General features: G+C 64.1%; 24 protein-coding genes and 1 tRNA gene. 8 read left to right on the top strand and 17 right to left on the bottom strand.

The window, feature by feature from the left end; all coding sequences use genetic code 11:
• Window positions 1-177: 177 nt before the first annotated feature.
• Together BRA1417_RS0126295 and BRA1417_RS0126300 are read left to right on the top strand one after the other, a co-directional pair.
• Window positions 178-825 carry an NYN domain-containing protein gene (locus BRA1417_RS0126295; protein ID WP_027518357.1) on the top strand — a complete coding sequence of 216 codons (648 nt, stop codon included), beginning with the start codon at window positions 178-180 and terminating at the stop codon, window positions 823-825.
• Window positions 806-1,480: a uracil-DNA glycosylase gene (locus tag BRA1417_RS0126300; protein ID WP_027518358.1), complete on the top strand. Its 675-nt coding sequence runs from the start codon at window positions 806-808 to the stop codon at window positions 1,478-1,480. The genes BRA1417_RS0126295 and BRA1417_RS0126300 overlap by 20 nt, the downstream gene beginning before the upstream one ends.
• Here the strand turns inward: BRA1417_RS0126300 and BRA1417_RS0126305 are convergent.
• Genes BRA1417_RS0126305 through dapA form a run of 4 tightly spaced genes read right to left on the bottom strand, consistent with a single transcriptional unit; the run spans window position 1,477 to window position 3,968 of the window.
• Entirely contained in the window at window positions 1,477-2,070 is a 594-nt protein-coding gene (locus tag BRA1417_RS0126305; RefSeq protein WP_027518359.1) for a peroxiredoxin, read from the bottom strand. The genes BRA1417_RS0126300 and BRA1417_RS0126305 overlap by 4 nt on opposite strands.
• A gap of 4 nt (window positions 2,071-2,074) precedes the next feature.
• Complete coding sequence (smpB, locus tag BRA1417_RS0126310) at window positions 2,075-2,548, bottom strand: SsrA-binding protein SmpB (RefSeq protein WP_027518360.1); 474 nt, start codon at window positions 2,546-2,548, stop codon at window positions 2,075-2,077.
• 59 nt (window positions 2,549-2,607) lie between these two features.
• On the bottom strand, window positions 2,608-3,024 hold the full coding sequence (gene mscL / locus BRA1417_RS0126315; protein ID WP_027518361.1) for a large conductance mechanosensitive channel protein MscL: 417 nt from the start codon (window positions 3,022-3,024) through the stop codon (window positions 2,608-2,610).
• 53 nt (window positions 3,025-3,077) lie between these two features.
• On the bottom strand, window positions 3,078-3,968 hold the full coding sequence (dapA, locus tag BRA1417_RS0126320) for a 4-hydroxy-tetrahydrodipicolinate synthase (protein ID WP_027518362.1): 891 nt from the start codon (window positions 3,966-3,968) through the stop codon (window positions 3,078-3,080).
• 295 nt (window positions 3,969-4,263) lie between these two features.
• On the opposite strand from dapA, the gene BRA1417_RS0126325 reads away from it, so the two are divergent.
• Together BRA1417_RS0126325 and BRA1417_RS0126330 are read left to right on the top strand one after the other, a co-directional pair.
• On the top strand, window positions 4,264-6,645 hold the full coding sequence (locus BRA1417_RS0126325) for a transglycosylase SLT domain-containing protein (RefSeq protein ID WP_035969543.1): 2,382 nt from the start codon (window positions 4,264-4,266) through the stop codon (window positions 6,643-6,645).
• A 202-nt stretch (window positions 6,646-6,847) separates the two neighbouring features.
• Complete coding sequence (locus BRA1417_RS0126330; protein WP_027518364.1) at window positions 6,848-7,666, top strand: YkgJ family cysteine cluster protein; 819 nt, start codon at window positions 6,848-6,850, stop codon at window positions 7,664-7,666.
• Between the two features lie 319 nt (window positions 7,667-7,985).
• Here BRA1417_RS0126330 and BRA1417_RS0126335 read toward each other — a convergent pair whose 3' ends face one another.
• The gene (locus tag BRA1417_RS0126335) at window positions 7,986-9,557 is read right to left on the bottom strand and encodes a porin (RefSeq protein WP_027518365.1); all 1,572 of its coding nucleotides are present in this window, start codon (window positions 9,555-9,557) and stop codon (window positions 7,986-7,988) included.
• A gap of 430 nt (window positions 9,558-9,987) precedes the next feature.
• Window positions 9,988-10,560: a hypothetical protein gene (locus BRA1417_RS46330; protein WP_027518366.1), complete on the bottom strand. Its 573-nt coding sequence runs from the start codon at window positions 10,558-10,560 to the stop codon at window positions 9,988-9,990.
• Window positions 10,561-11,094: 534 nt separating this feature from the next.
• Between BRA1417_RS46330 and BRA1417_RS0126345 the strand changes: the two genes are divergently transcribed.
• Window positions 11,095-11,187: transfer RNA gene (locus tag BRA1417_RS0126345), tRNA-Ser, on the top strand.
• Between the two features lie 149 nt (window positions 11,188-11,336).
• Here the strand turns inward: BRA1417_RS0126345 and BRA1417_RS0126350 are convergent.
• From BRA1417_RS0126350 to BRA1417_RS0126390, 8 genes are all read right to left on the bottom strand, one after another.
• A complete protein-coding gene (locus BRA1417_RS0126350) occupies window positions 11,337-11,603 on the bottom strand; it encodes a hypothetical protein (RefSeq protein WP_007611206.1) in 267 nt (88 codons plus the stop codon).
• Between the two features lie 1,702 nt (window positions 11,604-13,305).
• The gene (gene gatB / locus BRA1417_RS0126360) at window positions 13,306-14,784 is read right to left on the bottom strand and encodes an Asp-tRNA(Asn)/Glu-tRNA(Gln) amidotransferase subunit GatB (RefSeq protein WP_027518367.1); all 1,479 of its coding nucleotides are present in this window, start codon (window positions 14,782-14,784) and stop codon (window positions 13,306-13,308) included.
• The gene (locus BRA1417_RS0126365) at window positions 14,781-15,083 is read right to left on the bottom strand and encodes a hypothetical protein (protein ID WP_027518368.1); all 303 of its coding nucleotides are present in this window, start codon (window positions 15,081-15,083) and stop codon (window positions 14,781-14,783) included. The genes gatB and BRA1417_RS0126365 overlap by 4 nt, the downstream gene beginning before the upstream one ends.
• Window positions 15,074-16,549 carry an Asp-tRNA(Asn)/Glu-tRNA(Gln) amidotransferase subunit GatA gene (gene gatA / locus BRA1417_RS0126370; protein ID WP_027518369.1) on the bottom strand — a complete coding sequence of 492 codons (1,476 nt, stop codon included), beginning with the start codon at window positions 16,547-16,549 and terminating at the stop codon, window positions 15,074-15,076. Before gatA ends, BRA1417_RS0126365 begins: the two co-directional genes overlap by 10 nt.
• A complete protein-coding gene (locus BRA1417_RS0126375; RefSeq protein WP_007611210.1) occupies window positions 16,546-16,758 on the bottom strand; it encodes a hypothetical protein in 213 nt (70 codons plus the stop codon). The genes gatA and BRA1417_RS0126375 overlap by 4 nt, the downstream gene beginning before the upstream one ends.
• 17 nt (window positions 16,759-16,775) lie before the next feature.
• On the bottom strand, window positions 16,776-17,063 hold the full coding sequence (gene gatC, locus BRA1417_RS0126380; protein ID WP_027518370.1) for an Asp-tRNA(Asn)/Glu-tRNA(Gln) amidotransferase subunit GatC: 288 nt from the start codon (window positions 17,061-17,063) through the stop codon (window positions 16,776-16,778).
• Between the two features lie 76 nt (window positions 17,064-17,139).
• Window positions 17,140-18,216 carry a nitronate monooxygenase family protein gene (locus BRA1417_RS0126385; RefSeq protein WP_027518371.1) on the bottom strand — a complete coding sequence of 359 codons (1,077 nt, stop codon included), beginning with the start codon at window positions 18,214-18,216 and terminating at the stop codon, window positions 17,140-17,142.
• A gap of 17 nt (window positions 18,217-18,233) precedes the next feature.
• Entirely contained in the window at window positions 18,234-19,208 is a 975-nt protein-coding gene (locus BRA1417_RS0126390) for a nitronate monooxygenase family protein (protein ID WP_027518372.1), read from the bottom strand.
• Window positions 19,209-19,303: 95 nt separating this feature from the next.
• Between BRA1417_RS0126390 and BRA1417_RS0126395 the strand changes: the two genes are divergently transcribed.
• Entirely contained in the window at window positions 19,304-20,194 is an 891-nt protein-coding gene (locus BRA1417_RS0126395) for a LysR family transcriptional regulator (RefSeq protein WP_027518373.1), read from the top strand.
• Here BRA1417_RS0126395 and BRA1417_RS0126400 read toward each other — a convergent pair.
• Window positions 20,181-20,396, bottom strand: coding sequence for a hypothetical protein (locus tag BRA1417_RS0126400; protein ID WP_027518374.1), 216 nt, complete (start codon window positions 20,394-20,396; stop codon window positions 20,181-20,183). The two genes, BRA1417_RS0126395 and BRA1417_RS0126400, sit on opposite strands and share 14 nt — an antisense overlap.
• Window positions 20,397-20,442: 46 nt before the next feature.
• Here BRA1417_RS0126400 and ruvX point away from each other — a divergent pair, with 46 nt between their 5' ends.
• Both ruvX and BRA1417_RS0126410 read left to right on the top strand, forming a co-directional pair.
• Window positions 20,443-20,934, top strand: a complete 492-nt coding sequence (ruvX, locus tag BRA1417_RS0126405; protein WP_007603328.1) for a Holliday junction resolvase RuvX — start codon at window positions 20,443-20,445, stop codon at window positions 20,932-20,934.
• Window positions 20,935-20,937: 3 nt separating this feature from the next.
• Window positions 20,938-21,861 carry an AEC family transporter gene (locus BRA1417_RS0126410; protein ID WP_027518375.1) on the top strand — a complete coding sequence of 308 codons (924 nt, stop codon included), beginning with the start codon at window positions 20,938-20,940 and terminating at the stop codon, window positions 21,859-21,861.
• A gap of 139 nt (window positions 21,862-22,000) precedes the next feature.
• Here the strand turns inward: BRA1417_RS0126410 and BRA1417_RS0126415 are convergent, their stop codons facing one another.
• Window positions 22,001-22,765: a CPBP family intramembrane glutamic endopeptidase gene (locus BRA1417_RS0126415; protein WP_027518376.1), complete on the bottom strand. Its 765-nt coding sequence runs from the start codon at window positions 22,763-22,765 to the stop codon at window positions 22,001-22,003.
• A gap of 23 nt (window positions 22,766-22,788) precedes the next feature.
• Window positions 22,789-24,432, bottom strand: coding sequence for an acyl-CoA dehydrogenase family protein (locus BRA1417_RS0126420; protein ID WP_027518377.1), 1,644 nt, complete (start codon window positions 24,430-24,432; stop codon window positions 22,789-22,791).
• Between the last annotated feature and the right edge of the window lie 13 nt (window positions 24,433-24,445).

Here is a 24,445-nt window from a genome sequence, read left to right on the forward strand (position 1 = left end):
GCCGCTGGGGACGGCGGCGCCGGGACTGTGCAAGTTGGCCATAACTATACCTTGATTGCCCCGACTTCTCCGGATTTGCGGTTTCGACGGGTTTCGGCGGGACTTTAGAAGTGCGCGGCTTGCTGTCGCCGCGCCAACAATAAACGATCAATCACGAACTCTACGCGAGCAAACTGAATGTCACCTTCCTCTTCCGACAAGATCGCGCTCTTCATCGATGGAGCCAATCTCTACGCGACGGCGAAAACTCTGGGCTTCGACATCGATTACAAGCGCCTGCTGAAGGAGTTTCAGAGCCGCGGGACGCTGCTTAGGGCGTTCTACTACACCGCGATCATCGAGGATCAGGAGTACTCCTCGATCCGGCCGCTGATCGACTGGCTCGACTACAACGGCTACACCGTCGTCACCAAGGCGACCAAGGAGTTCATCGACGCCTCCGGCCGCCGCAAGGTCAAGGGCAATATGGACATCGAGCTCGCCGTGAACGCGATGGAGCTCGCCGAGCACATCGACCAGATAGTGCTGTTCTCGGGCGACGGCGACTTCCGCTCCCTGGTCGAGGCCGTTCAGCGCCGCGGCGTGCGGGTCACCGTGATTTCCACGATCGCGAGCCAGCCGCCGATGATCGCCGACGAGCTGCGCCGCCAGGCCGACGTCTTCACCGACCTTGTCGAGTTGCAGTCCAAGCTCGGTCGCGACCCGTCCGAACGCCCCGCCCCGCGTGACCGCGGCGACCGCGAGGCGCGCCACCACGCTCCGCAGTTCCTCCAGCGCGCGACCACGATGGCGCCGGCGAGGGGCGATGACGACTTCGAGGAGTGAGGCGGCCCGGTCAAGCCGCCAGCCTCTCAGCCTCGTCCCCGACCGTGACTGTCCGCTCTGTCCGCGCCTGGTCGCCTTTCGCGAGGCGAACCGCGCGCGCGAACCATTGTGGCACAATGCACCGGTTGCGCCTTTCGGCGACATCAAGGCGCGCCTGCTGATCGTCGGCCTTGCGCCGGGAATGCAGGGCGCCAACCGCACCGGCCGTCCCTTCACCGGCGATTATGCCGGCGACCTGCTCTACGCGACGCTGCTCGAATACGGCTTCGCCAAGGGCAAATATCAGGCGCGTCCCGACGACGGCCTGAAGCTGGTCGACTGTCGGATCGCCAATGCGGTGCATTGCGTGCCGCCGCAGAACAAGCCGCTGCCGGTCGAGATCAGCACCTGCCGGCAGTTCCTCGCGGCGAATCTCGCAACGATGCCGAACCTGCGCGCGATCGTCGCCCTTGGGCGCATTGCGCACGACACCGTGCTCAAGCCGCTGAACCTGAAGGGATCGCAAGCCCCCTTCGGCCACGGCGCCGTGCATCAGGCCGGCGCATTCAGGCTCTACGACAGTTATCACTGCTCCCGCTACAACACGAACACCCGCGTGCTGACGCCGGACATGTTCCGCTCCGTGTTCGCGAAGGTGAAGGCCGACCTCGACTAATCCTTAGACGAGCCCTTGGCCGGATTGGCCTTCAACCAGTCCAGGACATCGCCGGCGTTTCGGTCGGGCGGAAACACCGGATAGAACACATGCGTGATCCTGGCGTCGTCAACGATCAGCGCGAGGCGCTTGATCAGCGTGAGGCCCGCGACCTCCATGGTCGGCAAATTCAGGGCGCGCGTCAGCACCAGCTTCTCGTCCGAGAGCACCGGGAACGGCAGATGCAGCCGCGAGGCCATCTCGGTCTGGTACGCGTTGCTCTGGCTCGAGAGGCCGAACACCTGCGCGGCGCCGGCGGCCTTCAGCTCTGCGAACAGATCGCGAAAGGCGCAAGTCTGCGGCGTGCAACCGCGCGCGCCCGGGATCATGTCCCAATCGTCGACCAGCGCGATCTTGCCGGGCTCGCCGGTGCGCGGATAGGCGAACAGCACGGTCCGGCCACGCAGCGCCGAGAGCGCGACTGACGTGTCGTCAGTGGCGAGCAGGCTGACCGGCGGCAATGTCATGCCTTTCAGGTGCACGGCGCTGCCGTCGTCCGCGGGTGCGGGAATCCGGGCCCAATCGACCTCGAGCAGGTTTCTCTGAGTCATCCCGCTATCCCCTCGCCCGCATCAGGCGGCCCTTCTCCCGGCTCCAGTCGCGCTTTTTCTCGGACTCGCGCTTGTCGTGCAGCTTCTTGCCCTTTGCAACCGCGAGCTGCAATTTGGCGCGACCACGCTCGTTGAAGTAAAGCTTGAGCGGGATCAGCGTCATGCCTTCGCGGTCGACCGCGCCCATCAGCTTGTTGATCTGCTTGCGATGCAGCAGCAGTTTTCGCGGCCGCTTGGGCTCGTGATTGAAGCGGTTGCCCTGGAGATATTCCGGAATGGTGGCGTTGATCAGCCAGATCTCGCCGTTCTTGGAATCGGCGTAGGATTCCGCAATCGTGCTCTTGCCGTTGCGGATCGACTTGACCTCGGTGCCGGTCAACGCAATGCCGACCTCGATCGTATCCTCGATCGCATAGTTGAAGCGGGCCTTGCGATTTTCCGCCATGACCTTGATCGGACGTTCGTTCTTGTCGGCCATGGAAGAAAAACCTGATCGAGATGCGCGAGGACGCTAACAGTTTGGATGAAGCGCGCGCGTCAAGACTTCTTGAGGAGATCGCGGATCTCGGTCAGCAGCTCGACCTCGGCCGACGGCTTCGGCGGAGCGGCAGGCCCTGCCTCGTCCTTGCGCTTCAACTTGTTCATGGCACGGATCACCAGGAACAGCACGAAGGCAATGATGATGAAGTTGATCGTCAGCGTGAGGAAGTTGCCCCAAGCCAAGACGGCGCCCTGCTTTTTCGCGTCCGTCAGATTTGCGGCGGTGACCTTGCTCGAAAGCGGCGTGAAGTAGTTCGAGAAGTCGAGGCCGCCGGTGGCCGCTCCGATGATCGGCATGATCACGTCGCCGACCAGCGACGTCACGATGGCGCCGAAGGCCGCGCCGATGATGACGCCGACCGCGAGGTCGACGACGTTGCCTTTCATGGCGAACTCGCGGAACTCCGTGAGCATCCGCGTGCCTCTTGCCTCGATCGCCATGAAAAGCTCCCCGTTCGGCTAGCGCATCAGTTGATGAGGCCAGCATGAACCATCGCGCTGCGCACGGCAACGCGGGTCGGTTCGGTGACCGGCACCATCGGAAGCCGCAGCGTCTCGTCCAGCTTGCCTAGCAGCGACAGCGCGTACTTGATCGGCGCCGGATTGCTCTCGATGAAGAGGTTGTTGTGCAGCGGCATCAGCTTGTCATGCAGCTTCAACGCGGTGACATGGTCGCCCTTCGCCCAGGCGGACTGGAACTCCGAGCACAGCCGCGGCGCGACGTTCGATGTCACCGAGATGCAGCCGTGGCCGCCATGCGCCATGTAACCGAGGATGGTCGCATCCTCGCCCGAAAGCTGGTTGAAGTCCTCACCCATCGCCGCGCGCTGCTGCGAGACGCGGACCATGCTGGCCGTGGCGTCCTTGACGCCGGCGATGTTCTTCAGCTCCCACAGCCGCGTCATGGTGTCGACCGACATGTCGATCACCGAGCGCGGCGGGATGTTGTAGATGATGATCGGAATCCCGATGGCGTCGTTGATCGCCTTGAAGTGCTGGTACATGCCTTCCTGGGTCGGCTTGTTGTAGTAGGGCGTCACGACCAGAACCGCGTTCGCCCCCGCCTTCTCGGCGTGCTGGGCAAGCTCGATCGCCTCCTTGGTCGAGTTGGAGCCGGCGCCGGCGACGACAGGCACGCGGCCTTTCGCTTCCTCGATGCACCATTCGACGACCTTCTTGTGCTCGTCATGGCTCAGCGTCGGGCTCTCTCCGGTGGTGCCGACCGGAACCAGGCCGTTGGTGCCCTCTGAAATCTGCCAGTTGACCAGGGAGCGAAACGCCGCCTCGTCCAGCGAGCCGTTCTTGAACGGCGTGACCAAGGCGGTGAACGATCCCCGGAATTTTGTCTTGGCTGCCATGGACTTCCTCCGTACGCGGCAATCTTGAGCGCAAGCCGCATTCATATCGGGTCTATCCCGCCGGTAAAAGACCCGCTCCCGTCTGACGCACCGTTTAGGCCGCGATTTTGCCGCGGTGGTGGTGCAAACCGGGCGAAGGTAAGCGGCTGTTGGTATTTTGTCCGCATATTCAATCAAATACAGCCAGATCTTGTACAGCTAGGTCTTGAGCCAATTGACTGATTCGGGGCGACGAAACGCCGTGATCTCATTTCCGCGCGCCGCATGGCGATCCACCGGCCTGATCGTGTGCCTGATGACAGGGCTGTCGGCTGGCTGCGCCGCCTGGGCCAAATCCAACGAGACAACGGCGGAAACCGCCAAGAATACCGCGAAGCCAGCCGCCAAGGACACCGCGAAGGGCGCGTCCAAGGGAACCGGCAAGGAAACTCCGAAGGACGCCGCCAAGGGGGCAAGCAAGGGCGCGACCAGTGCCCCCGCCAAGGATGCCGCGAAGAAGCCTGCCAAGGATGCGGGCAAGGATGCTGGCAAGAACGCAGGCAAGGAACCTGCGAAGGACAAGCTGAAGCCCACGGCTGCCGCGCCAAAGTCAACGTCGACTGCTGGCGGCTCGGTCCCGAAGACCGCCCCCACGCCGGCTGCGACGGCCGTCGTCAGATCGACCGCCCCGGCCCCGGCCAAGCCCGTCGCGGCTCCTGTCCTGGCTCCTGCGACCCGCCAGCATGCCGCCCCGCGCAAGCCGGTCACACCGGCCGCGGTTGCCGCGACCTCCTCGACGTCGCAAGCCGACAAGGACACGCTGGAGACCGTGATCGAGCTCGTGCGCAAGCGCAAGGCGGGCGACGCCACCAATGCCGCGGCCACGATCTCGGACCCCGTCGCGCGCAAACTCGCGGAATGGATCATCCTTCGCAGTGAGGACAATGGCGCGACCGTGGAGCGCTACCGCGCCTTCCTCTCCGCCAATCCGAGCTGGCCGTCGCAAACCTTCCTGCGCCGGCGCCTCGAGGCCGCGATGTGGGACGACAGGCGCGACGACCAGGTCGCGTGGTCGTGGTTCGAGAACGAATCGCCAGTGTCCGCCAAGGGCCGCTTCACGCTTGCCAAGGCGATGCTGGCGCGCGGCGACCGCGCCAACGCCGAACGTCTGGTGCGCGATGCCTGGCGCAGTGACCCGATGTCGGAAGACACCGAGAACAACGCACTCGACCAGTTCGGCGCGCTGCTGACGCCCGGCGATCAGAAGGCGCGGATGGACACGCTGCTCTACGGCAGCGAGAACGAGGCCGCATTGCGTGCTGCGAAGCGCCTCGGCGCCGGCTATGTCGCACTCGCCAAGGCCCGCATCGCCTCCCTCAAGAAAGCGCCGAACGCACGTGCGCTGCTCGACGCCGTGCCGCGCGAGCTGCACGGCGATCCCGGCTTCATCTTCAGCAAGATACAGCTGCTGCGCCGCGAGGAGAAATTTGCGGAAGCCGCCCAGCTCATGCTGTCGGCACCGAAGGATCCGGGCCGGCTCTACAATCTCGACGAATGGTGGATCGAGCGGCGCCTCCTGGCGCGCAAGATGATCGACACCGAGGAATTCCGCAGCGCCTATCTGATCGCGCGCGATGCGGCCCTGCCCTCGCGCGACATCTACAAGACCGAGCAGGAGTTCACCGCCGGCTGGATCGCCCTACGCTTTCTCAACGATCCCGCGGCCGCCACCCAGCATTTTGCCCGCATCGGGATCGGCAGCGTCAATCCGACCACGCTGGCGCGCGCCGGCTATTGGCAGGGCCGCGCCGCGGAAGCAGCCGGCCGCCAGCAGGAGGCGCGCAATGCCTACGCCCGGGCAGCCGAGCAATCCACCAGCTATTACGGCCAGCTCGCACGCGCCAAGCTCGGCCTGCCGCAGATCGAGCTCAACGCTCAGCCGCGCAGCCGCGGTGCCGAACGGCTGGAGATCGTGCGCGCCGCGCAGCTGCTCTACGAGCTCGACGAGCGCGAGATGGCGATACCGTTGCTCGCCGACATGGGCGAGAACGGCGATCCCGAAGCGCTTGCCGGGCTTGGCGAGCTCGCCCAGCGCCACAACGACGCGCGCGGCATGCTGCTGCTCGGCAAGGCCGCGCTCAATCGCGGCCTGCCGTTCGATTTCTATGCCTATCCCGTCAACGGCATTCCGCAGTTCACGCCGATCGGCCCCGAGGTCGAGCGCAGTATCATCTACGCCATCGCGCGGCAGGAGAGCGCCTTCAATCCCCGTGTGGTCTCGCCGGCACAGGCCTATGGCCTGATGCAGGTGACGCCGGACGCCGCGCGCTATGTCTGCAAGCGGCACGGCGGGACCTACGATCTGGCGCGTCTGAAGAACGATTCGGCCTACAACGCCACGCTCGGCTCGGCCGAGCTCGGTGGGCTGCTCGAGGACTATCGCGGCTCCTACATCATGACCTTCGCCGCCTACAATGCCGGCCGCGGCAGTGTGAAGAAGTGGATCGATCGCTACGGCGATCCGCGCGATCCTAAGGTCGACGCGGTCGACTGGGTCGAGCTGATCCCGTTCTCCGAGACACGCAACTACGTGCAGCGGATCATGGAGAACCTTCAGGTCTACCGCGCCCGCTTCGGCGGCGGCACGCGGTTGCAGATCGAGGCCGATTTGCGCCGCGGCGCCGGCAGCGTGGAATAGCAGCGTGCCTATGACGATTCGCTTGCGGCGATCTGATAACAAGGCATCAGCGCGAGGGGATAACGCGGTCAGCTCCCGGCGTTTGAGGCCGGGCCATCAGCATCGGCCGGAGTGCTCCCTACCGTACGGTGAGAAGCTGAACGAGAAGATCGTGCAGGGTGGATTGGGCGCGCCGAAATAAGAGAAGAAAAGAACTACAAAAATGGATCAGGCAATGTTGAGCGTCGCCCGTGCGGTAGAGGCAGGCGCGACGACGATGAAGGGCGTGATCGACGCCACCGGACTGTCCCGTCTCAAAATCGAACGTGCGTTGAATGCGCTGGAAAAGCAGAAGCTACTGGTCCGCGACGGCCAGGGCTTTCGCGGAACCAGCGCGACGAGGACAGCCCAGCCAGCCCGGCAATGCGGCTCGTGCAATGCCTGCTGCGATATCCTCGAGGTGGCCGCCGTCGACAAGCCGGTAAACCAGCTGTGCAGTCATTGGCAGGCCGGCACGGGATGCAGCATCTACGAGCGCCGTCCCCAGATGTGCCGTTCGTTCGTCTGCGCGTGGCTGCAAGGCCATCTCGACGACGACTGGTTTCCCGCGAACTCGGGCATCATCGTGCATTTCAGCCAGGACGCGGTCAACGTTACCGTCGACGACCATTGCCCCGATCGCTGGCGGGAGGAGCCCTATTTCAGCAAGCTCGCCGAATGGTCGCTGAATGGCATCAAGAGGATCGGAAACCGCGGCTACGCGACCCTCGTCGTCTCCGGTGCCGACAAGTTTCTGCTGCTCGGGCGAACCGTCGTTCCGGAGCCGACGCTGTTCGGCACCGCGTTCCTGCCGCTCACCGCCGACACATTTCGATTCTGGCGGGCGAAATCGCCGGAGCATCTGCAGCGGCTGCACGAGCGCATCGCCGAGATGGAGCGGATCAGGCAGGAATTCGGCTCCTGCGCCATTCCCTCGAATGAGGACGACGATCCGCAAGCGCCCTATCGGCCGGCTCTTCTGCGGCTGTCGCAGCACGCCTGAACTCCGACGTCGTCGACGCGGCTTAGTTCGCTCTATGCAGCTCGACTCGCGCTGGTTGCGGTCGAGACGGGCAGACCCCGTTGGACGTCGTGATGGCCAAGGATCTCAAGGACCTGCCGGCGACCCCGCCTCTTGCCGCGGCGGCTGAACTGGACTTGATCGCGCGATCCGAACCCAGCTCTTGATCAACCCAAAGCTACGCATCATTCCACACTCCGCTCGTCTTCAGAACATATCGGAGATCCGTGGTCCGCCAGATGCATAAAAAAGCCCCGGCGGTTTCCCGCCGGGGCTCTCTGTCAGGTCGTTAGACCGAACGTTACCAGTTGCGCTGAGCGCGGAGGAGCAGGGTGATGGTGTCCTGATCCTTGAGCTCGTACACAGCGGCCGGCTTGGCCGTGGCGCCGGCACCGGCGTAAGCAACGGTGCCCGCGTACTTCTGGTCGAGATGGGTCCAGTTCACGTCAGCCGAGAACGTCAGGTTCTTGACCGGAGTCCAGCGGGTGATGAGACCGACCTGGCCGATGGCGAAGTCAGGGTTACAACCCGTCACACCCGCGAGGCCACCGAACACGCCGCCAGCACCACCAGCGCCGCAAAGCGTGGTCTTGGCAAGCGTGCCGTACTGCGCCTGAGCGTAGGCACCGTAGATCGCGGTGTTCCAGTATGGATCCCAGTTATGGGTGTAAGCACCGCGGAAGCCCCAGGTCTTGACCGACTCCTGCGAGCTGCCCGTGACATACACCGTGTCCGGAGCATTGGCGAAGCCGACGCTCTGGTAGGCAATGCCGGAACCGCCGAACATCGAGTAGCTGCTGCCCGCGAGGTTCTGGAAGTTGTAGCGGGTCGCGCCATCGGTGTAGACGCCCTGGATGTTGATCACGTCACCCGCACCAGTCGGGATGTTCTTGATCGACAGAGCGAGCTGAGCAGCCCAACCCCACTTGTCGTCGGGGTGGCCGGTCGGCTCGGTGGCGCCGTAGTAGGCAACGTGGTTGTCATGCGCAGCGACCGATGCCTGGAACAGACCCCAGGCCTGGTCGACGCGGACCATAGCGACGAGGTTCGGCGAACGGGTACCGCCGATGCCGTTGGAGCCATAAGCGCCACCGATCATGCCGCCCGCGGTCGCGCCGGACATGTTCAGATTACCGGCATCATAGTAAGCTGCCCGGTCTTCAGCCGAGAATGCTGCCGTCACGCCCTGACCGAAGTCAGCGGTGTAGGAGAACTGGTTGACACCAGTGACCGTGCCGGAGCCGCCGACGAGGCTGTCGAAGTTGTTGCCGGGATAGTTGGTCCAGGGCGCGTCGAACTGCGACACGGCCTTACCCATCGTGAACCCAGCGAACTGGATGAAGGCGTAGTACACGCCGAGCGAACCGCCCGAGGTGCCGCCGTCGTTGCCGTTGATCGACCCACCGACGAGCGCCGGGGTCGCGCCGGAGGTGTTGAGCGCCAGCGTGCTGCTATAGGCAGTGCCGCCAGCCGCGCTGCCGGTGCCCTGATAATTGCCGGTCGTCCATGAGAACACGCCGTCAAAGAAGGTACGGACGACGCCGTATTCGGTCGCGGTACGCGTGTCGATGTTGAGATCTTCACGAGCGCGCATGGTGTAGTAGTTCGTCAGGCGGTTGCGCGCACCGTTGTTACCGGATAGCTGACCGCTGAAGTCCGAGTTGGTGTTCAGCGCGACTTCAGCGCGCAGATAACCACCCAGCTTGATGCAAGTGTCAGTGCCGGGGATGTAGTAGAAACCCGCACCGTACAGGGAGCAGATCTTCACGTATTCGACCGCTTTGGCCTTCACGGGGAGATCGGCTGCCTGCGCTCCGCCAACAGCGAGCAGACCCGCCGCGGAACCGAGCAAAAGGCTCTTAACCAACTTCATGTTAAACCTCCAAGTTTGCCATAGGGAAGGTTCCGGATCCGCTGGGTGAAGACACCCTAAGGTTGGTTCCCTTGTCCCTTAAATTCACCGCTTAGTCGCTTCGCGCCTTCGGACACACCCGCTGAACGCGAGGGACTTAAGCGAACCACCTAAGACGGGACGACCTCGGGATGCCCCCCTCCGTCGCTCAGTCACAATTACCGAACGCCCTTGCACACACAACAACAGAACGCTTCCGAACGACCGGATGGAGCGTGTTTTCCGACGGGTGTTGCACAAATAACACGCAGATGTGATCAAGGCAGCTTCGTAACATCTTGATTTTACTGCGCTTTTTCGAGGGGCTTCATCTGCCGTCAAAAGTTCCGGCACCGGCCCCGCACATCCATTGAGACGCCCCCCTGTGGGTCTGGGCGCCCGAATCGTGGAATCAACCAGGGACTCGCCGCGCTCCAGTCCTTCGAGACTTGGCTGGCCTGACCATCAAGCGCGGGTCGACGCTCCTGCCCTTGGCTTCCTTCCGCAGATTCGATTTTGCGATCTCGCCAACGTCGGACAACCACACGACCGACTGGTCCACGCTCTTCAAGATCTTCATCCAGGAGCCAAAGACGGCCGGATTGATCTTGTAGGCATTGTTGGAGCAGCAAAACACAGTCCATTCCTGCCGCAAATCGTGATCGGCCCGATTGGGCGCCGCATCGTCCAGGGTCCCGACGTGATTTTCACGCGGCATGAAGCTGCCGGGCAAACGAACGATCTTCTCATCGCAGAACTGGCTGTTTTGATCTGGCAGCACGATTTGATCGGCAATGATGTAGTGGAACAGCTCCTTGCTCCCCGACGTTCCCGCGAACCCGAGATAGTTGACGACGATCGGAGGCGGCCTGGGCGCGAACAACGACAGCCTGGCATTGCGCGTATGGCCTGCAAGATCGACAAGAATATCGATCTGCGCATCGTCGATCGCTTTCAGGACTTCGCCGTCGAGCTGTGCTCGCAATCGACAAAGCGATGAAATGATTTTTCGAGCCGCTTGCGGAGATCGCTGTTGTCGTCAGGGCCGACTGAAAAGGCATAAGTCTCGAAGCGCTGCGGATGTTGCCTATCGATATCTCGCGGTGAGCTACCGAGCTGGATGCTCTGCGTCCTGACATCGTAAGTAGGATGAGATCCGTAGCGGCGCAGCCGGGCAGTCGAAGGAAGAGCAAGCGGCGACGCCTGGCGCGAGGGGGTAGCTCCTCAGCCGGCGAGCGAGTTATCCCGACTAATATAGTGAGAGCGCCCTTCCCGCAGCCTGACAGGGGACCCGGTCGGCCGATCTGACAGCGATCACCGCTCCATAGCTTGTGGCGAATCGCGGAAAGAGACAATCAAAACAATCACTTGCAATTGAATCACTCGATGGAGGCGGTCGGCGACAAGGGCAGTCGCCCCCGCAAACCGCCTAGTTTCGGAATTCGCTGGGAATATTCGAGCAAAAACACACGCTTCCAAATTGACCAGCCCAAGTAATTAGATGCATAAGGCTCGCACCGGAGAGGTGGCCGAGTGGCTGAAGGCAACGCTTTGCTAAAGCGTCATACGGTCTCAAGCTGTATCGAGGGTTCGAATCCCTCCCTCTCCGCCACCACGCAGCAGAATCCGAGACCTGTGCGTTCCTTCACCTGACACGCGACGGTGGCCTCATGCCGCTCCGAATCCTGTTGGCGGACCACGAGGGAACCGGATTCAGCACAAATCAGCTTCGCCTGTGAAACCAAGAACGTGATTCTCCGCTCAATGGGCGGAGACCCACGCCCTCGCCTCGCGCTGCGCGGCCGAGATGTCGGCGTCCGACATCTGCCCGGCGACTTCCTGGCGCAGCGTCACGGCGTCCTTGCGGCCCTTGAGCGCGGCGAGGTTGAACCATTTGTGCGCGGCGACGAGATCGACGAGACCGGAGCGTCCGCTCGCCCAATAGAGGCCACGCTCGAACAGCACGTCCGACAGCGCGCCTGCGTCGATCGGCGTCGCGGTCTCCAGATCGAAAGTACCCTGAAACATAACGCATCCCCTTTTTTCTTATGCCGCCTCGTCCCCCGAGCGCGGCTCCCGTCCGATCAACTGTTCAACTCATCCCCGAGGCTTTTTGCCCGTGCCGTTTGCCGGCTTGTTGGAGGTAATGATGGCGGGCAAATTTGAATGGCAGTTTAAGTATCGCGATGAAGCAGACGTAAACGCGCCCGCCCCAGGCGCGCACGACAAATGCAAGAAGTCCCGGTTTTGCAGGCACTTCTGCAATTCGTCAGATTCGGTTTACCTTGGGATTTTGGGAGAACGATAACCATTGCGGACGGTGAGGCGCGTCCTGTGGTGTCCCCGCCCGCTGTCGTCCGCCGTATCCCAGAGACAATGGTCCCACGAGAAGCTGCGGCGTACTGGATCGCCCGATCGGAGCCGGGCGATGACACCGCGAATGAGAAGCGGCGCGCGAACAGCGTGCAATTGCGCCGCAGCCTCCCTGCTCAAGCAGGGCGCGCTATGAAGAAACATATGGCGGGAAGTTCGACTGCGGCCACCCTTTCGAGACGCCCGCCTGCGGCGGGCCCTCAGGATGGGACGAGTATGCGGCAGCATCAACGCAGATGGATGCAGCTGAGCCTCAACCTGCGGAGGCCGCGAAGCGGGCGTCTCGAAGGACGAGGCGCTCGTTCAGGCGGCGCTGAGATCTCATATGCGATAGCCCTGACTGCTCAGGGGGCAGCACAGCCACATCGCGGTCAGATCAGCAATGTCGGGATAAGGAATGCCGGCAATACCCCGGCCTCATGAGAACGAGGGCGTCGGCGAACACGTCAGGACCAGATTCCACGTTGGCCCGAAGACCGCCTGTGAAATTGCGGAGCCCTTACGGAGAACCGCACCGAACGAAGAAAACTTGTTTCTTCTGCCGGACCGGGCTTTGCGAGCGAACCCGCGAAGAGAACGATCCGACCGTTGACCTGATGTCTCGCCGACACCCTCTATCGTCGACCAGAGCCTTTTGAGAGGCGCTGATGACGTGCCGGCTCTCTAGGAGCCGGCAACTTCAAAAAGCGAAGTTACTTCTTCTTGGCGACCTTGCGGGTCTTCTTCGCAGTCTTCTTCACTGCGCTCTTCGCCTTCTTCGCCTTCTTTGCCTTCTTAGCTTTCTTGGCCATGTTGCCCTCCGATGTGTGAGATGGCTTAATCGCTGCATGCAGTCGGGGATCGAGTGCACACTCATCCCGAATACACCAACACAACGAAAAAAACAGCGTCTCGCTTAAAGAAGTGTTGACGACGAAACGCGGCTGCGCTGGCGAACGCGATGCAAACGGACTGCATGAGGTGTGCTTGCGATCGCAGAGAGTGCCCGCGACATCGACGTTTGCAAAAGATGCGATTGTAGAAAAACACTATACGGCAAGTATTTTCCTGCACGCGTGCATCGCGCGCGATCGTTGCAATGATGCATCCTGCCGATCGCGCGAGCGCCTCGCAAAGGCGCTTCGCGGACTCTGAGTCGCGACTTTTGGCAACGAAAATATTTTCATGATTAACGGCGCGAGCGCTCGTCGGAGCGTGTGCAAGTCGCCGTTTTGCGCGAATCGCGTGACGGCGATTCGGTCGGCGTATCGCGTTCGATCGGGATGAAGTTCGTCGTAGAAGATGCGCGCGAGCGTCGCGTCGCGAACCGAAAGCGAGGTAACGACGCCTGTCCGTCACCTCGTTCGAACGCGCGAGGTCAGATGCCGAGCTTGGACTTGAGCAGCTCGTTGACGCTCTGCGGGTTGGCCTTGCCGCCGGATGCCTTCATCACCTGGCCGACGAACCAGCCGAGCGACTGCGGCTTGTCCTTGACCTGCGCCGCCTTGTCGGGATTGGCCGCAATGATGTCGTCGACAACCTTTTCGATCGCCGAAAGATCCGTGACCTGCTTCATGCCGCGGCTTTCGACCAGCGCGCGGGGATCGCCGCCCTCCTGCCAGACGATCTCGAACAGATCCTTGGCGATCTTGCCGGAGATCGTACCCTCGCCGATCAGGTCGATGATGCCTGAGAGCTGTGCGGCATCGACCGGAGAGTCCGTAATATCCCGGCCTTCCTTGTTGAGACGGCCGAACAGCTCGTTGATGACCCAGTTCGCTGCGACCTTGCCGTCGCGCGCGCGGTTGGCGAGCTTCTCCAGCACGGTCTCGTAGAACACCGCGCTCTCGCGCTCGGCGACCAGCACGCTGGCGTCGTAGGCCGACAGGCCGAGATCCGCGACGAAGCGCGTCTTCTTCTGGTCCGGCAACTCGGGCAGCTCAGCCTTCAGCTCGTCGACGAAGCTTTGCGAGAACTCCAGCGGCAGCAGGTCGGGATCGGGGAAGTAGCGATAGTCGTGCGCCTCCTCCTTGGACCGCATCGACCGCGTCTCGCCCTTGTTGGGATCATAGAGCCGGGTCTCCTGGTCGATCGCGCCGCCGTCTTCGAGGATTTCGATCTGGCGCCGGGCCTCGTACTCGATCGCCTGGCCGATGAAGGTGATCGAGTTCATGTTCTTGATCTCGCAGCGGGTGCCGAGCGGCGCGCCGGGCTTGCGCACGGAGACGTTGACGTCGGCGCGCAGGGATCCCTTCTCCATGTCGCCGTCGCAGGTGCCGAGGTAGCGCAGGATCGAGCGCAGCTTGGTCACATAGGCCTTGGCCTGCTCGGCATCGCGGATGTCGGGCTTCGACACGATCTCCATCAGCGCCACGCCGCAGCGGTTGAGATCGACATAGGACATGGTCGGCGACTGATCGTGCAGCAACTTGCCGGCATCTTGTTCCAGATGCAGCCGCTCGATGCCGATCGTGGCGGTCTTGCCGCCATCGAGTTCGACTACGACCTCGCCTTCGCCGACGATCGGCGACTTGTACTGGCTGATCTGGTAGCCCTGCGGCGAGTCCGGATAGAAATAGTTCTTGCGGTCGAACACCGAGCGCAGATTGATCTGCGCGTTCAGCCCGAGCCCGGTCCGGACAGCCTGTCTGACGCATTCCGCGTTGATAACGGGCAGCATGCCCGGCATCGCCGCGTCGACCAGCGACACATGCGTGTTCGGCTCGCCGCCGAACGCGGTGGAGGCACCGGAGAACAGCTTCGCGTTCGACGTCACCTGAGCGTGGACCTCCAGGCCGATGACCATCTCCCAGTCACCGGTGGCGCCCTTGAGAAGTTTGTGCGTGGCCGTGCTCATGTTTTGCTCCCGAGCAGCGTGGCAGCGATCCGATCCCACTCTGCTTGTAATGAATCCGTTGCCACGGGCTGGCCGGCCTGGCGGTACCAGTAGCCGGCATTGCCGAGGTCACCCTCGACCCGGTGCAGATAGGCGTGCACCCACGCGGCCTCGCGGCTGCTCTCGTCCTGGACGATTCTGTGCGCCTGGTCCCAGTCGCCCTTGGCGGCCCACCACAGTGCGGCGAGCGGCGCGCTGAGATCCGGTGGCGGCGCGGCGCCGTCGAGGCTGGCGATACACGCCGCCATGTTCACCACCATTTCGCCGGCGTGAAGCGGCCGGCGGCCTGCTCGATCACCTCGCCGAGCGAGAACAGCGTCTCCTCGTCGAAGGGCCGGCCGATCAGCTGCAGGCCGAGCGGCAGGCCCTGCGCATCCTTGCCGGCGGGCACGGCGATGCCCGGCAGGCCCGCCATGTTCACGGTCACCGTGAAGATGTCGTTGAGGTACATCTCGACGGGGTCGGCCCCGCCCTTCTCGCCGATGCCGAAGGCCGCCGACGGCGTCGCCGGCGTCAGGATCGCGTCGACGCCCTTGGCGAAGCAATCCTCAAAGTCCTTCTTGATCAGCGTGCGCACCTTCTGGGCGCGCAAATAATAGGCGTCGTAATAGCCGGCCGAGAGCACGTAGGTGCCGATCATGACGCGGCGCTTCACCTCGGCGCCAAACCCTTCGGCGCGGGTGTTCTCGTAGAGCTCGTTGATGTTCCGGCCCTGCTCGCGCAGCCCGAAGCGCACGCCGTCGTAGCGCGCGAGGTTGGAGGACGCCTCCGCCGGCGCCACGATGTAATAGGCCGGCAAGGCGTATTTGGTGTGCGGCAGTGACACTTCGACGAGTTCGGCGCCGGCCGCTTTCAGCCAGGCCGCGCCCGCTTCCCAAAGCTTTTCGATCTCGGCCGGCATGCCGTCGAGACGGTACTCCTTGGGAATGCCGATCTTCATGCCCTTCACGGACTTGCCGATCGCAGCCTCGTAGTCCGGCACGGCCATGTCGACCGAGGTCGTGTCCTTCGGATCGTGGCCGGCCATCGAGCGCAGCAGCATCGCGGCATCGCGCGTGCTACGCGCGATCGGACCGGCCTGGTCGAGCGAGGAGGCAAAGGCGACGATGCCCCAGCGCGAGCAGCGGCCATAGGTCGGCTTGATGCCGACGGTTGCGGTGAACGCCGCCGGCTGGCGGATCGAGCCGCCGGTGTCGGTCGCGGTCGCGCCCATGCAGAGCAGAGCCGCCACTGCGGAAGCCGAGCCGCCGGACGAGCCGCCCGGCACCAGTGTCGTGTTGGAGCCATCACGCCGCCAGGGATTGCCGACCGGGCCGAAGCACGAGGTCTCGTTCGACGAGCCCATCGCGAACTCGTCATTGTTGAGCTTGCCCAGCATCACCGCGCCGTCGCGCCACAGCTGCGAGGTGATGGTGGACTCGTAAGTCGGCACGAAATTGCCGAGGATTTTTGAGCACGCCGTGGTGCGCACGCCCTTGGTCGCGAACAGGTCCTTGATGCCGAGCGGAATGCCGGCGAGCGGCCCCGCATCGCCCTTCCCGATCCTGGCGTCCGCTTCGCGCGCCATGGACCGCGCCTGGTCCGGGGTCTCCATGACGAAAGCATTGAGCACGCGCGCGGCTTCGATCGCGTTCAGATGCGCGTCGGTCAGCTCGAGGGACGTGAAAGTCTTGGCCGCGAGGCCCTTGCGGGCCTCGGCGAGCGTCAGCGATGTCAAATCAGTCATTTATTGATCGGGCTGCAAAAGAACGGAGACAGGGATTTGTCGTTGGCCGGATCGTCTTTCTTGGCGGCCGCTTTCGCAGCCGCCTCGATCTCGTCGAGCACGGCATTGACGGCGACGTTGGGATCGGCAGCCTTGCCCTGCCGCTCCATCTTGTCGAGATAGTTCATGTAAGCCTGATAGGCTTTCTCGTCGTCGCAAAGCATGCACATCGACAGCGTCCTAAAAGTTACTCGACGACCTTCGGCACCAGGAAGAAGTGACCTTCGGTCGCGGGCGCGTTGGCAACGATATCGTCGGCGATCTCGCCGTCATTGACCACGTCCACTCGCTTCTTCATCTGCATCGGGGTGACCGAGGTCATGGGCTCCACGCCCTCGACATTGACCTCCGAGAGCTGCTCGACAAAGGCGAGCATCGCATTGAGCTCACCCTGCAGATGCGGAACCTCGCCCTCGGAAACCGCAATGCGCGCAAGATGCGCGATGCGGCGGACGGTAGCGGCGTCGACGGACATTATATAAGGCCTCTCACGGCAAAACCTATGTGCCGTATAGCAGAGGCCGCTTTTGCGCCGCAACCGGCGCCGGGAGCTATCCGGCCAGCGCCTTCATCCGGGCAAGCGCCGATTTGGCGAGATCCCGGGTCAATTCGGCTGCCGGGACCTCGCGACCCAGGGCGATGGCCTGCCCGGCCCAGAGATTGGTGAAATCCACGCTGCCCTGCTTCTCGACCGCAGCCTTCAGCGGTCCCAGCGCCGTTGCGGCGTGGGGAAATGGCGGCGCGTCCGGCGAAATCGGGCCGGCCTCGCGCATCAGGCGGTTCTGGACGCCGCGCGCCGGCCGCCCGGTCATGACATTGGTGATGACGGTGGAATCATCCCGCCCTTCGGCGAGCGCCGCGCGGGCCGCCGTACTGACCTTGGATTCCGGACAGCGCAGATAGGCACTCCCGATCTGCACGCCTGCCGCACCGAGCGCAAACGCCGCCGCGATACCGCGGCCATCCGCAACACCGCCGGCCGCAATCACCGGGACCTTCACCGCGTCGACCACCTGCGGCACCAGCGCAAAGGTGCCGGGCTGTTCAGAGATCTTGTCGGTCAGGAACATGCCGCGATGGCCGCCGGCCTCCGCGCCTTGTGCGATCACCGCGTCAGCGCCGTGCTGCTCGAGCCAGACCGCTTCCTTCACCGTGGTCGCCGACGAGATGACGAGACATCCTGCCGCCTTGACCCGCTTGAGCAGCGCGGCCTCCGGCAGGCCGAAATGGAAGCTGACGATCTCGGGCTTTAGCTCCTCCACGATCTCGCAAAAGCCGGCGTCGAACGGCGCGCGGTTCGCGGCATTGATGGGTGCGGCGGGATCGAGGCCATGCTCGCGGTAGTAGCCCGCAAGGCGCTGCTTCCAGCGCGCCTCCGCCTCGGCCGTGAGCTCGACCGGTGTGTGGCAGAAGAAGTTCATGTTGACCGGCGCGGAGACGCGCTGCCGGATGATGTTGACCTGCTCGCGCGCCTTGTCCGGCGACAGCATCGCGCTCGGCAGCGAGCCGAGCCCGCCGCCTTGTGCAACGGCGATCACCAGCTCCGCATCCATCACGCCAGCCATCGGCGCAAGCACGATCGGGAATTCGGTCTTGAAGAGATCGATCAGTCGACGGTTCGGCCACATGGTTGTTCTCTCGCAGTTTAGGCGGACACGCTGGAATTTCGCCGGCCGGTCAGCAGTTGCTCGGCTTCGGTCGCAATCCGTTCGACGATTTCGGCGGCGGACGGAATATCATGGATCAGGCCGACAGCCTCGCCGGCAAACACCGCCGCGACCTCGAAATTGCCCGCAGCCTTTGCCGCGGCATATTCGACGGTCACCTCGGCGGCGCGCTGCATCAGTTCGATCTCGCGGCCGGTCCAGCGCCTGATATGATCGTTGACCAGCGTTCGCGCGGTGAACGGCGCCGGCCAGAACAGGCTGCGCGACCAGTCGACGATGACGCCGCGCACCGTGTCATTGGGATCGGCGTCGCGAATGCGCTGCTTCGCCTCCTCCGCGCCATTGGCCTCCACGCTCGCATAGAAGCGCGTGCCGATCAGCACCCCGGAGGCGCCCAGCATCATCATCGCCGCGAGCCCGCGACCATCGGCAATTCCGCCGGCGGCAACCACCGGCACGCCCCCGGCCGCGAGATCGACGATCGCAGGCACGATATCGACGGTGGTGCGCGATGCGCCGTGGCCGCCGGCTTCGGTCCCCTGCGCGATCAGGATGTCCGCACCGGCGTCGAGCGCCTGCTTCGCCATGTCCTCGCTCTGCACCTGGCAGATCAAGCGCGCCCTGGACGCTTTGATGCGCGCTGCAAATGGCGCGGGATCGCCGAACGACAGCATGATCGCTTGCGGATTGGCAGCGAGCGCGATGTCGAGAAGTTTTGGTTGTTTTGCGAGGCTCCAGGTGATGAAACCGATACCGAACGAGGCACAGCCGCTCAGTTGCCTGGTCTCGGCCTCGAGCCGTTCCTGATCGCCGTAGCCACCACCCAGGATGCCGAAGCCGCCGGCCTCGCTGACCGCCCGCGTCAGCCGGCTGCCGGCGATCGTGTCCATCGGAGCCAGCAGGATCGGATGTTTGATCCCCAGGAGCTGGGTCAGCGGCGTGGTGATCGGCATGGCTCCTCCGCTCTCGACACCAGCATTAGTCCAGAATACCATTCTCTAAAATTGAATTCTAGAGAACGCTGCCATCTCAAACGAGAAACGATGCCATGGAACTCAGCGACATCCAGACCTTCGCCGCCGTCGCCCGCACCGGGGGCATCACCCGCGCGGCCGAAGAGCTCAACACGGTGCAGTCGAACGTCACCCAGCGCGTGAAGGCGCTGGAGGCGGAGATCGGTACGCCGCTGTTCGAACGCCACAGCCGCGGCATGACCTTGACCGGCGCGGGCAAGCGCCTTTTGCCTTACGCGCAACGGATGTCCGCATTAGCGCGTGAGGCCGTGCTCGCTGCCTGCGACGACGGCGAGCCCAAGGGACCGCTCGCGATCGGCTCGATGGAAACGACCGCGGCGGTGCGGCTGCCGCCGCTGCTGGCCGACTTTCATCGCCGCTTTTCCGCCGTGCGGCTGAGCCTGCGCACCGCGCCCACCGCCGACCTCGTCGCTTGCGTGCTCGAAGGCACGCTCGACGGCGCCTTCGTCGCAGGTCCGATCGCGCATGCCGATCTCACCGCGACAAGCGCGTTCCGCGAAGAGCTGGTGCTGGTGAGCGCGCGGCGCTGGGCCACGCTCGCCGAGCTGCGCGCCGGGACGCCGGAATCCGGCCCGACCGCGCTGACGTTCCGCGCCGGCTGCACCTACCGGCAGCGGCTGGAACAGATCTTTGTCGAGTTCGGCTGGCCGTCGGCCGCACGCTTCGAGCTCGGCACCCTCGACGGCATGATCGGCTGTGTCGCCGCCGACATGGGCGTGACGCTGCTGCCGCGCGCCGTGGTCGAACGCAGTGCGATCAATGGCAGCGTATCGATCCACGCGCTGAGCCATTCGCACGCGCATGTCGAGACGCTCTTCATCCAGCGTCGTGCCGGACATCAAACCAGCGCGCTGAGCGGGTTTGCCGCCTGCCTGAAGCAAGACGACGAAATCATCGCGGCCTGAGATGCCAGCGCCGCAACGCCACAACGGCCCAGATCGCTTCGATCACGCCGAACGGCCAGGCCCCTTGCAGGAAGCCATAAGCCGAACCGAGCACGCAGGCCATTGCGAACAGCAGCACGAACCAGTGGCTGCGGTCTTCCAGGGCGTAAGTGACCAGCATCGCCGTCACGGCCAACAGGCCGAATAATGTCAGCGTATCCATAGTTACAGGTTCACTCCGCAGCGCGACGCGTGATATGCGCTACACCATGCCGGCTCTTATCCTGCCTCTCGTCGATGCTGCAACCCACTGGCCCGAACGCGGCGGGTTGGTCGGACTCGATCTGGGTACCAAGACTATTGGCGTTGCCGTGTCCAATCCGGACCGTCGGTTAGCGACCGGCGTCGAGACCATCCAGCGCAAGGCGTTCAAGCAGGACGCCGCCCGGCTGCTCGCGATTGCCAGTGAACGCAAGGCCGTCGGCTTCGTGCTCGGCCTGCCCATCAACATGGACGGCAGCGAGGGCCCACGCGCGCAATCGACCCGGGCGTTTGCCCGCAACCTCGCCGGCCTGACCGCGCTGCCCATCGGCCTCTGGGACGAGCGCCTGTCGACCGCCGCTGTCGAGCGCGAACTGATCGGCATGGATGTCAGCCGCGCCAAGCGCGCCGAAGTGATCGACGAGCACGCCGCGATCTTCATCCTGCAAGGCGCGCTCGACCGCCTCGCCAATCTGCGCGCAGCCCCGGGGCCTGACTGATCCATGGCCGTCGTAGTCGCGGCGCTCCTCCCCGTCTTTATCCTGATCGTGCTTGGCGTGGTGCTGAAGCGCACCCTGATGCGGCTCGACACGCAATGGAACGGGCTGGAGCGGCTGACCTATTTCGTGCTGTTTCCGATGCTGCTGATCCAGACGCTGGTGAAGGCCGACCTGTCCAAGGTGCCGGTCGCCGGCGTCGGCGGCGCGCTGCTGCTGTCGGCGCTCGCGATGTCGCTGCTCTGCCTCGCGCTCCGCCCGGCCCTGTCGCGTCTCGATATCGACGGCCCCGCCTTCACCTCGATCTTCCAGGGCGCGATCCGCTGGCAGACCTATGTGGCGCTGTCCGTCTCCGCCAACATGTTCGGCGAGGTCGGGCTGGCGCTCGCCTCCGTCGCGATGGTGGCGATCATTCCGCTGGTCAACGTCCTCAGCGTCGCGGTGCTCGCGCACTACGCAGCGCCGGAGAAACAATCCGCGCGCGCGATCGTCATGACGGTCGTCCGCAATCCCCTGATCTGGGCCTGCGCGATCGGTCTCGTCATCAATGTCGTTCATCTGCCGCTGCCGAAGATCTGGCATGAGGTGGCAGATGCACTCGGCCGCTCCTCGCTCGCCATCGGCCTGCTCGTCACCGGCGCCGGCCTGCATCTCGAGGGCCTGCTCCGCCCCAGCACGGGCGCCGCTGTCGGCGTGATGTTCAAGCTGGTGCTGATGCCCGTGATCGCACTGGTGCTTGCCGTCTGGTTCGGACTGTCCGGCGACAGCCTCGCGATCGTCGCGATCTGCGCCGCGGTGCCGACCTCCACCAGCGCCTATGTGCTGGCCCGCCAGATGGGCGGCGATGCCCCGCTACTGGCGCAGATCATCACGCTGCAGACGATTTTGGCGGCGATCACCATGCCGATCGCGATCGCGCTGGTGGCCTAGAACTCGTCATTTGCGAGCGCAGCTCTCCTTCTCGTCATTGCGAGGAGCCCTTGCGACGAAGCAATCCAGAGTCTCTCCGCGGACAGATTCTGGATTGCTTCGCTTCGCTCGCAATGACGGAACGTGCGCGACCGTCGGGCTAGCTCCCCAGCCACATCGTCAGCACCACCGCGGTCAGATTGTTCAGCGCGTGCAGCACGATCGTGAGCCACAGTGAGTTGCTACGGTAGCGCATGTAGCCGAACCACAGGCCTATGCTAAATACCTCGGCGAGGAAGTACAGATCGTATTGCAGGTGCACGACCGTCCACAGCAGCGACGACAGGAGAATCGCGCCGGGCACGCGCAGGAAGCTCGCAGACCAGCCGCGATAGAGGAAGCCGCGCGCCAAAACCTCTTCCGACATCGGCGCGGCGACGCTGAAGGCGAACAGCAGCATCACGGCGGCGCCCGTGTCGCGGCCGGATTTCAACAGATCGGTCATGAAGCCCGGCGTCGCCTCGCGGCCCAGACTCCGCGACATCGTCTCCCAGGCGACCACGATCAGGATCAGCCCGACGGCGCCGAACAGGAGTTGCTTCCAGGACGGCCAATACAACGCGAGATAGTCGACGAAGGAGGCCTTCTTGATGCGGATGGCCAGCCACACCGCGGCCAGCGTCGCCGGCAGGCCCATCGTGACCGAAAACGCGAGCGACGCAGGCTCGCGACCGACATGCTGCATCGATGCGAGGTCGATTGGGTCGCGGGCGACCCAGACCAGATAGACGATGGCCCCGATCTGCCCGACGAACATGGCTGCGAAGATAACGATGCCCCACAGCGCCGTGCCCCAGAACTTCCAGACCCGCGGCGGCGCCGGCATCTCGGTGAGCGGAGGATGATCGGGATTGAGGGAGTCCATCAGGAGGCTTTCGTTTGGCAGGCTCACGGCAGCGCGCGCTCCAGCAGCGCGCGTACATCGCCGCTTTCGAGTTCGACCGCGCCGTACATGCTGGCGTGATTGGCGGCGAGGCGCGTGGCGGCGAACAGTTCGGCTTGACGCGGCGACACGTCGTTGAGCGCAGCCGAGGCCGCCAGCAGCGCCAGCTTCTCGACCGCGAGCCTTGCGACGCGCTCGCCGTCCGCGCGCCGGAAAGTCTTGCCGATGAACGAGACGGCATCACCTGCCCCTGGCAGACCGTTCGTTTCGGCAGCAAGCGCTTGCAGCACCGCCATCGCCGCCTCCGGCTCGCGCGACAGCGCGCGCAGCACGTCGAGGCACATGACATTGCCCGAACCTTCCCAGATCGCGTTGACCGGCGCCTCCCGGTAGTGCCGCGCCAGAATGCCGTCCTCGACATAGCCATTGCCGCCGAGGCATTCCATGGCTTCGTAGAGGAACGGCGGCGCGCTCTTGCAGGTCCAGTATTTGATCGCAGGCGTCAGCAGCCGCATATAGGCGGCCTCCGCCGGATCGTGCGGGGTCCGATCGAACGCGCGGCAGAGCCGCATCACCAGCGCCGTGCTCGCCTCCACGTGCAGCGCCATGTCCGAGAGTACCGCCTGCATCAGCGGCTGATCGGCGAGATGTTTCTGGAACACGCTGCGGTGCCGGGCGTGATGCAGCGCGTGGGCGAGCCCCGAGCGCATCAGGCCGACCGAGGCGATCGCGCAATCCTGCCGCGTCAGTTGCACCATCTGGATGATGGTGCGGATGCCCTTGCCCTCGTCGCCGACGGCTTCCGCATAGGCGCCGACGAACTCGACCTCGGATGACGCATTGGAGCGGTTGCCGAGCTTGTCCTTCAGCCGCTGGAACTGGATCGCGTTCACCGAACCATCCGGCGCGAAGCGCGGCATGAAGAAACAGGTCAGTCCCTGGTCCGCCTGCGCCAGCACCAGGAAGGCGTCGCACATCGGCGCTGACATGAACCATTTGTGGCCGGTGATGCGGTAGGCGCCCCCGTCGCGCACCGCGCGCGTCATGTTGGCGCGCACGTCGGTGCCGCCCTGCTTCTCGGTCATGCCCATGCCGAGCGTCATGCCGCGCTTCTCCCACCACGGCGCGAAGCTGGGATCGTAGCTTTTCGTCGACAGCGCCGGCATCACCCTGGCGAGCAGATCAGGCTGCATCGCCAGCGCCGCCACGGAGGCGCCCGTCATCGTGATCGGGCAGAGATGGCCGGTCTCGACCTGCGCGGCCATGTAGAATTTTGCGGCGCGGATGACCTCCGCGGCATCGCCCGCGGGTTTTCCATCCGCGGTCCACGTCGAATTGTGCACGCCGGCACGGGCGCTGTGCGCCATCAGTTCGTGATAGGCCGGATGAAACTCGACCTGGTCACGCCGATTGCCCTTGGCATCGAAGCTGCGCAGCTTCGGCATGTTCTCGTTCGCGGCGCGCCCGCGGTCGGCCATCGCGGCCGAGCCCCAATGCTTGCCGAACTCCGAGAGCTCCCGTTCCGCGGCCGCACCGCCATTGGTCCTGACCGCCGCGAGCAGCGGCTGGTCCGCGGCGAAGAGATCGGCGTCCTCGAACGGCGGTGACTGGTTGAAGACCTCGTGGGTCGCGAAGCTGGGCTGGGTCATCTCGTGTCCTCGG

Source organism: Bradyrhizobium sp. WSM1417, assembly GCF_000515415.1.
Lineage (GTDB): Bacteria > Pseudomonadota > Alphaproteobacteria > Rhizobiales > Xanthobacteraceae > Bradyrhizobium.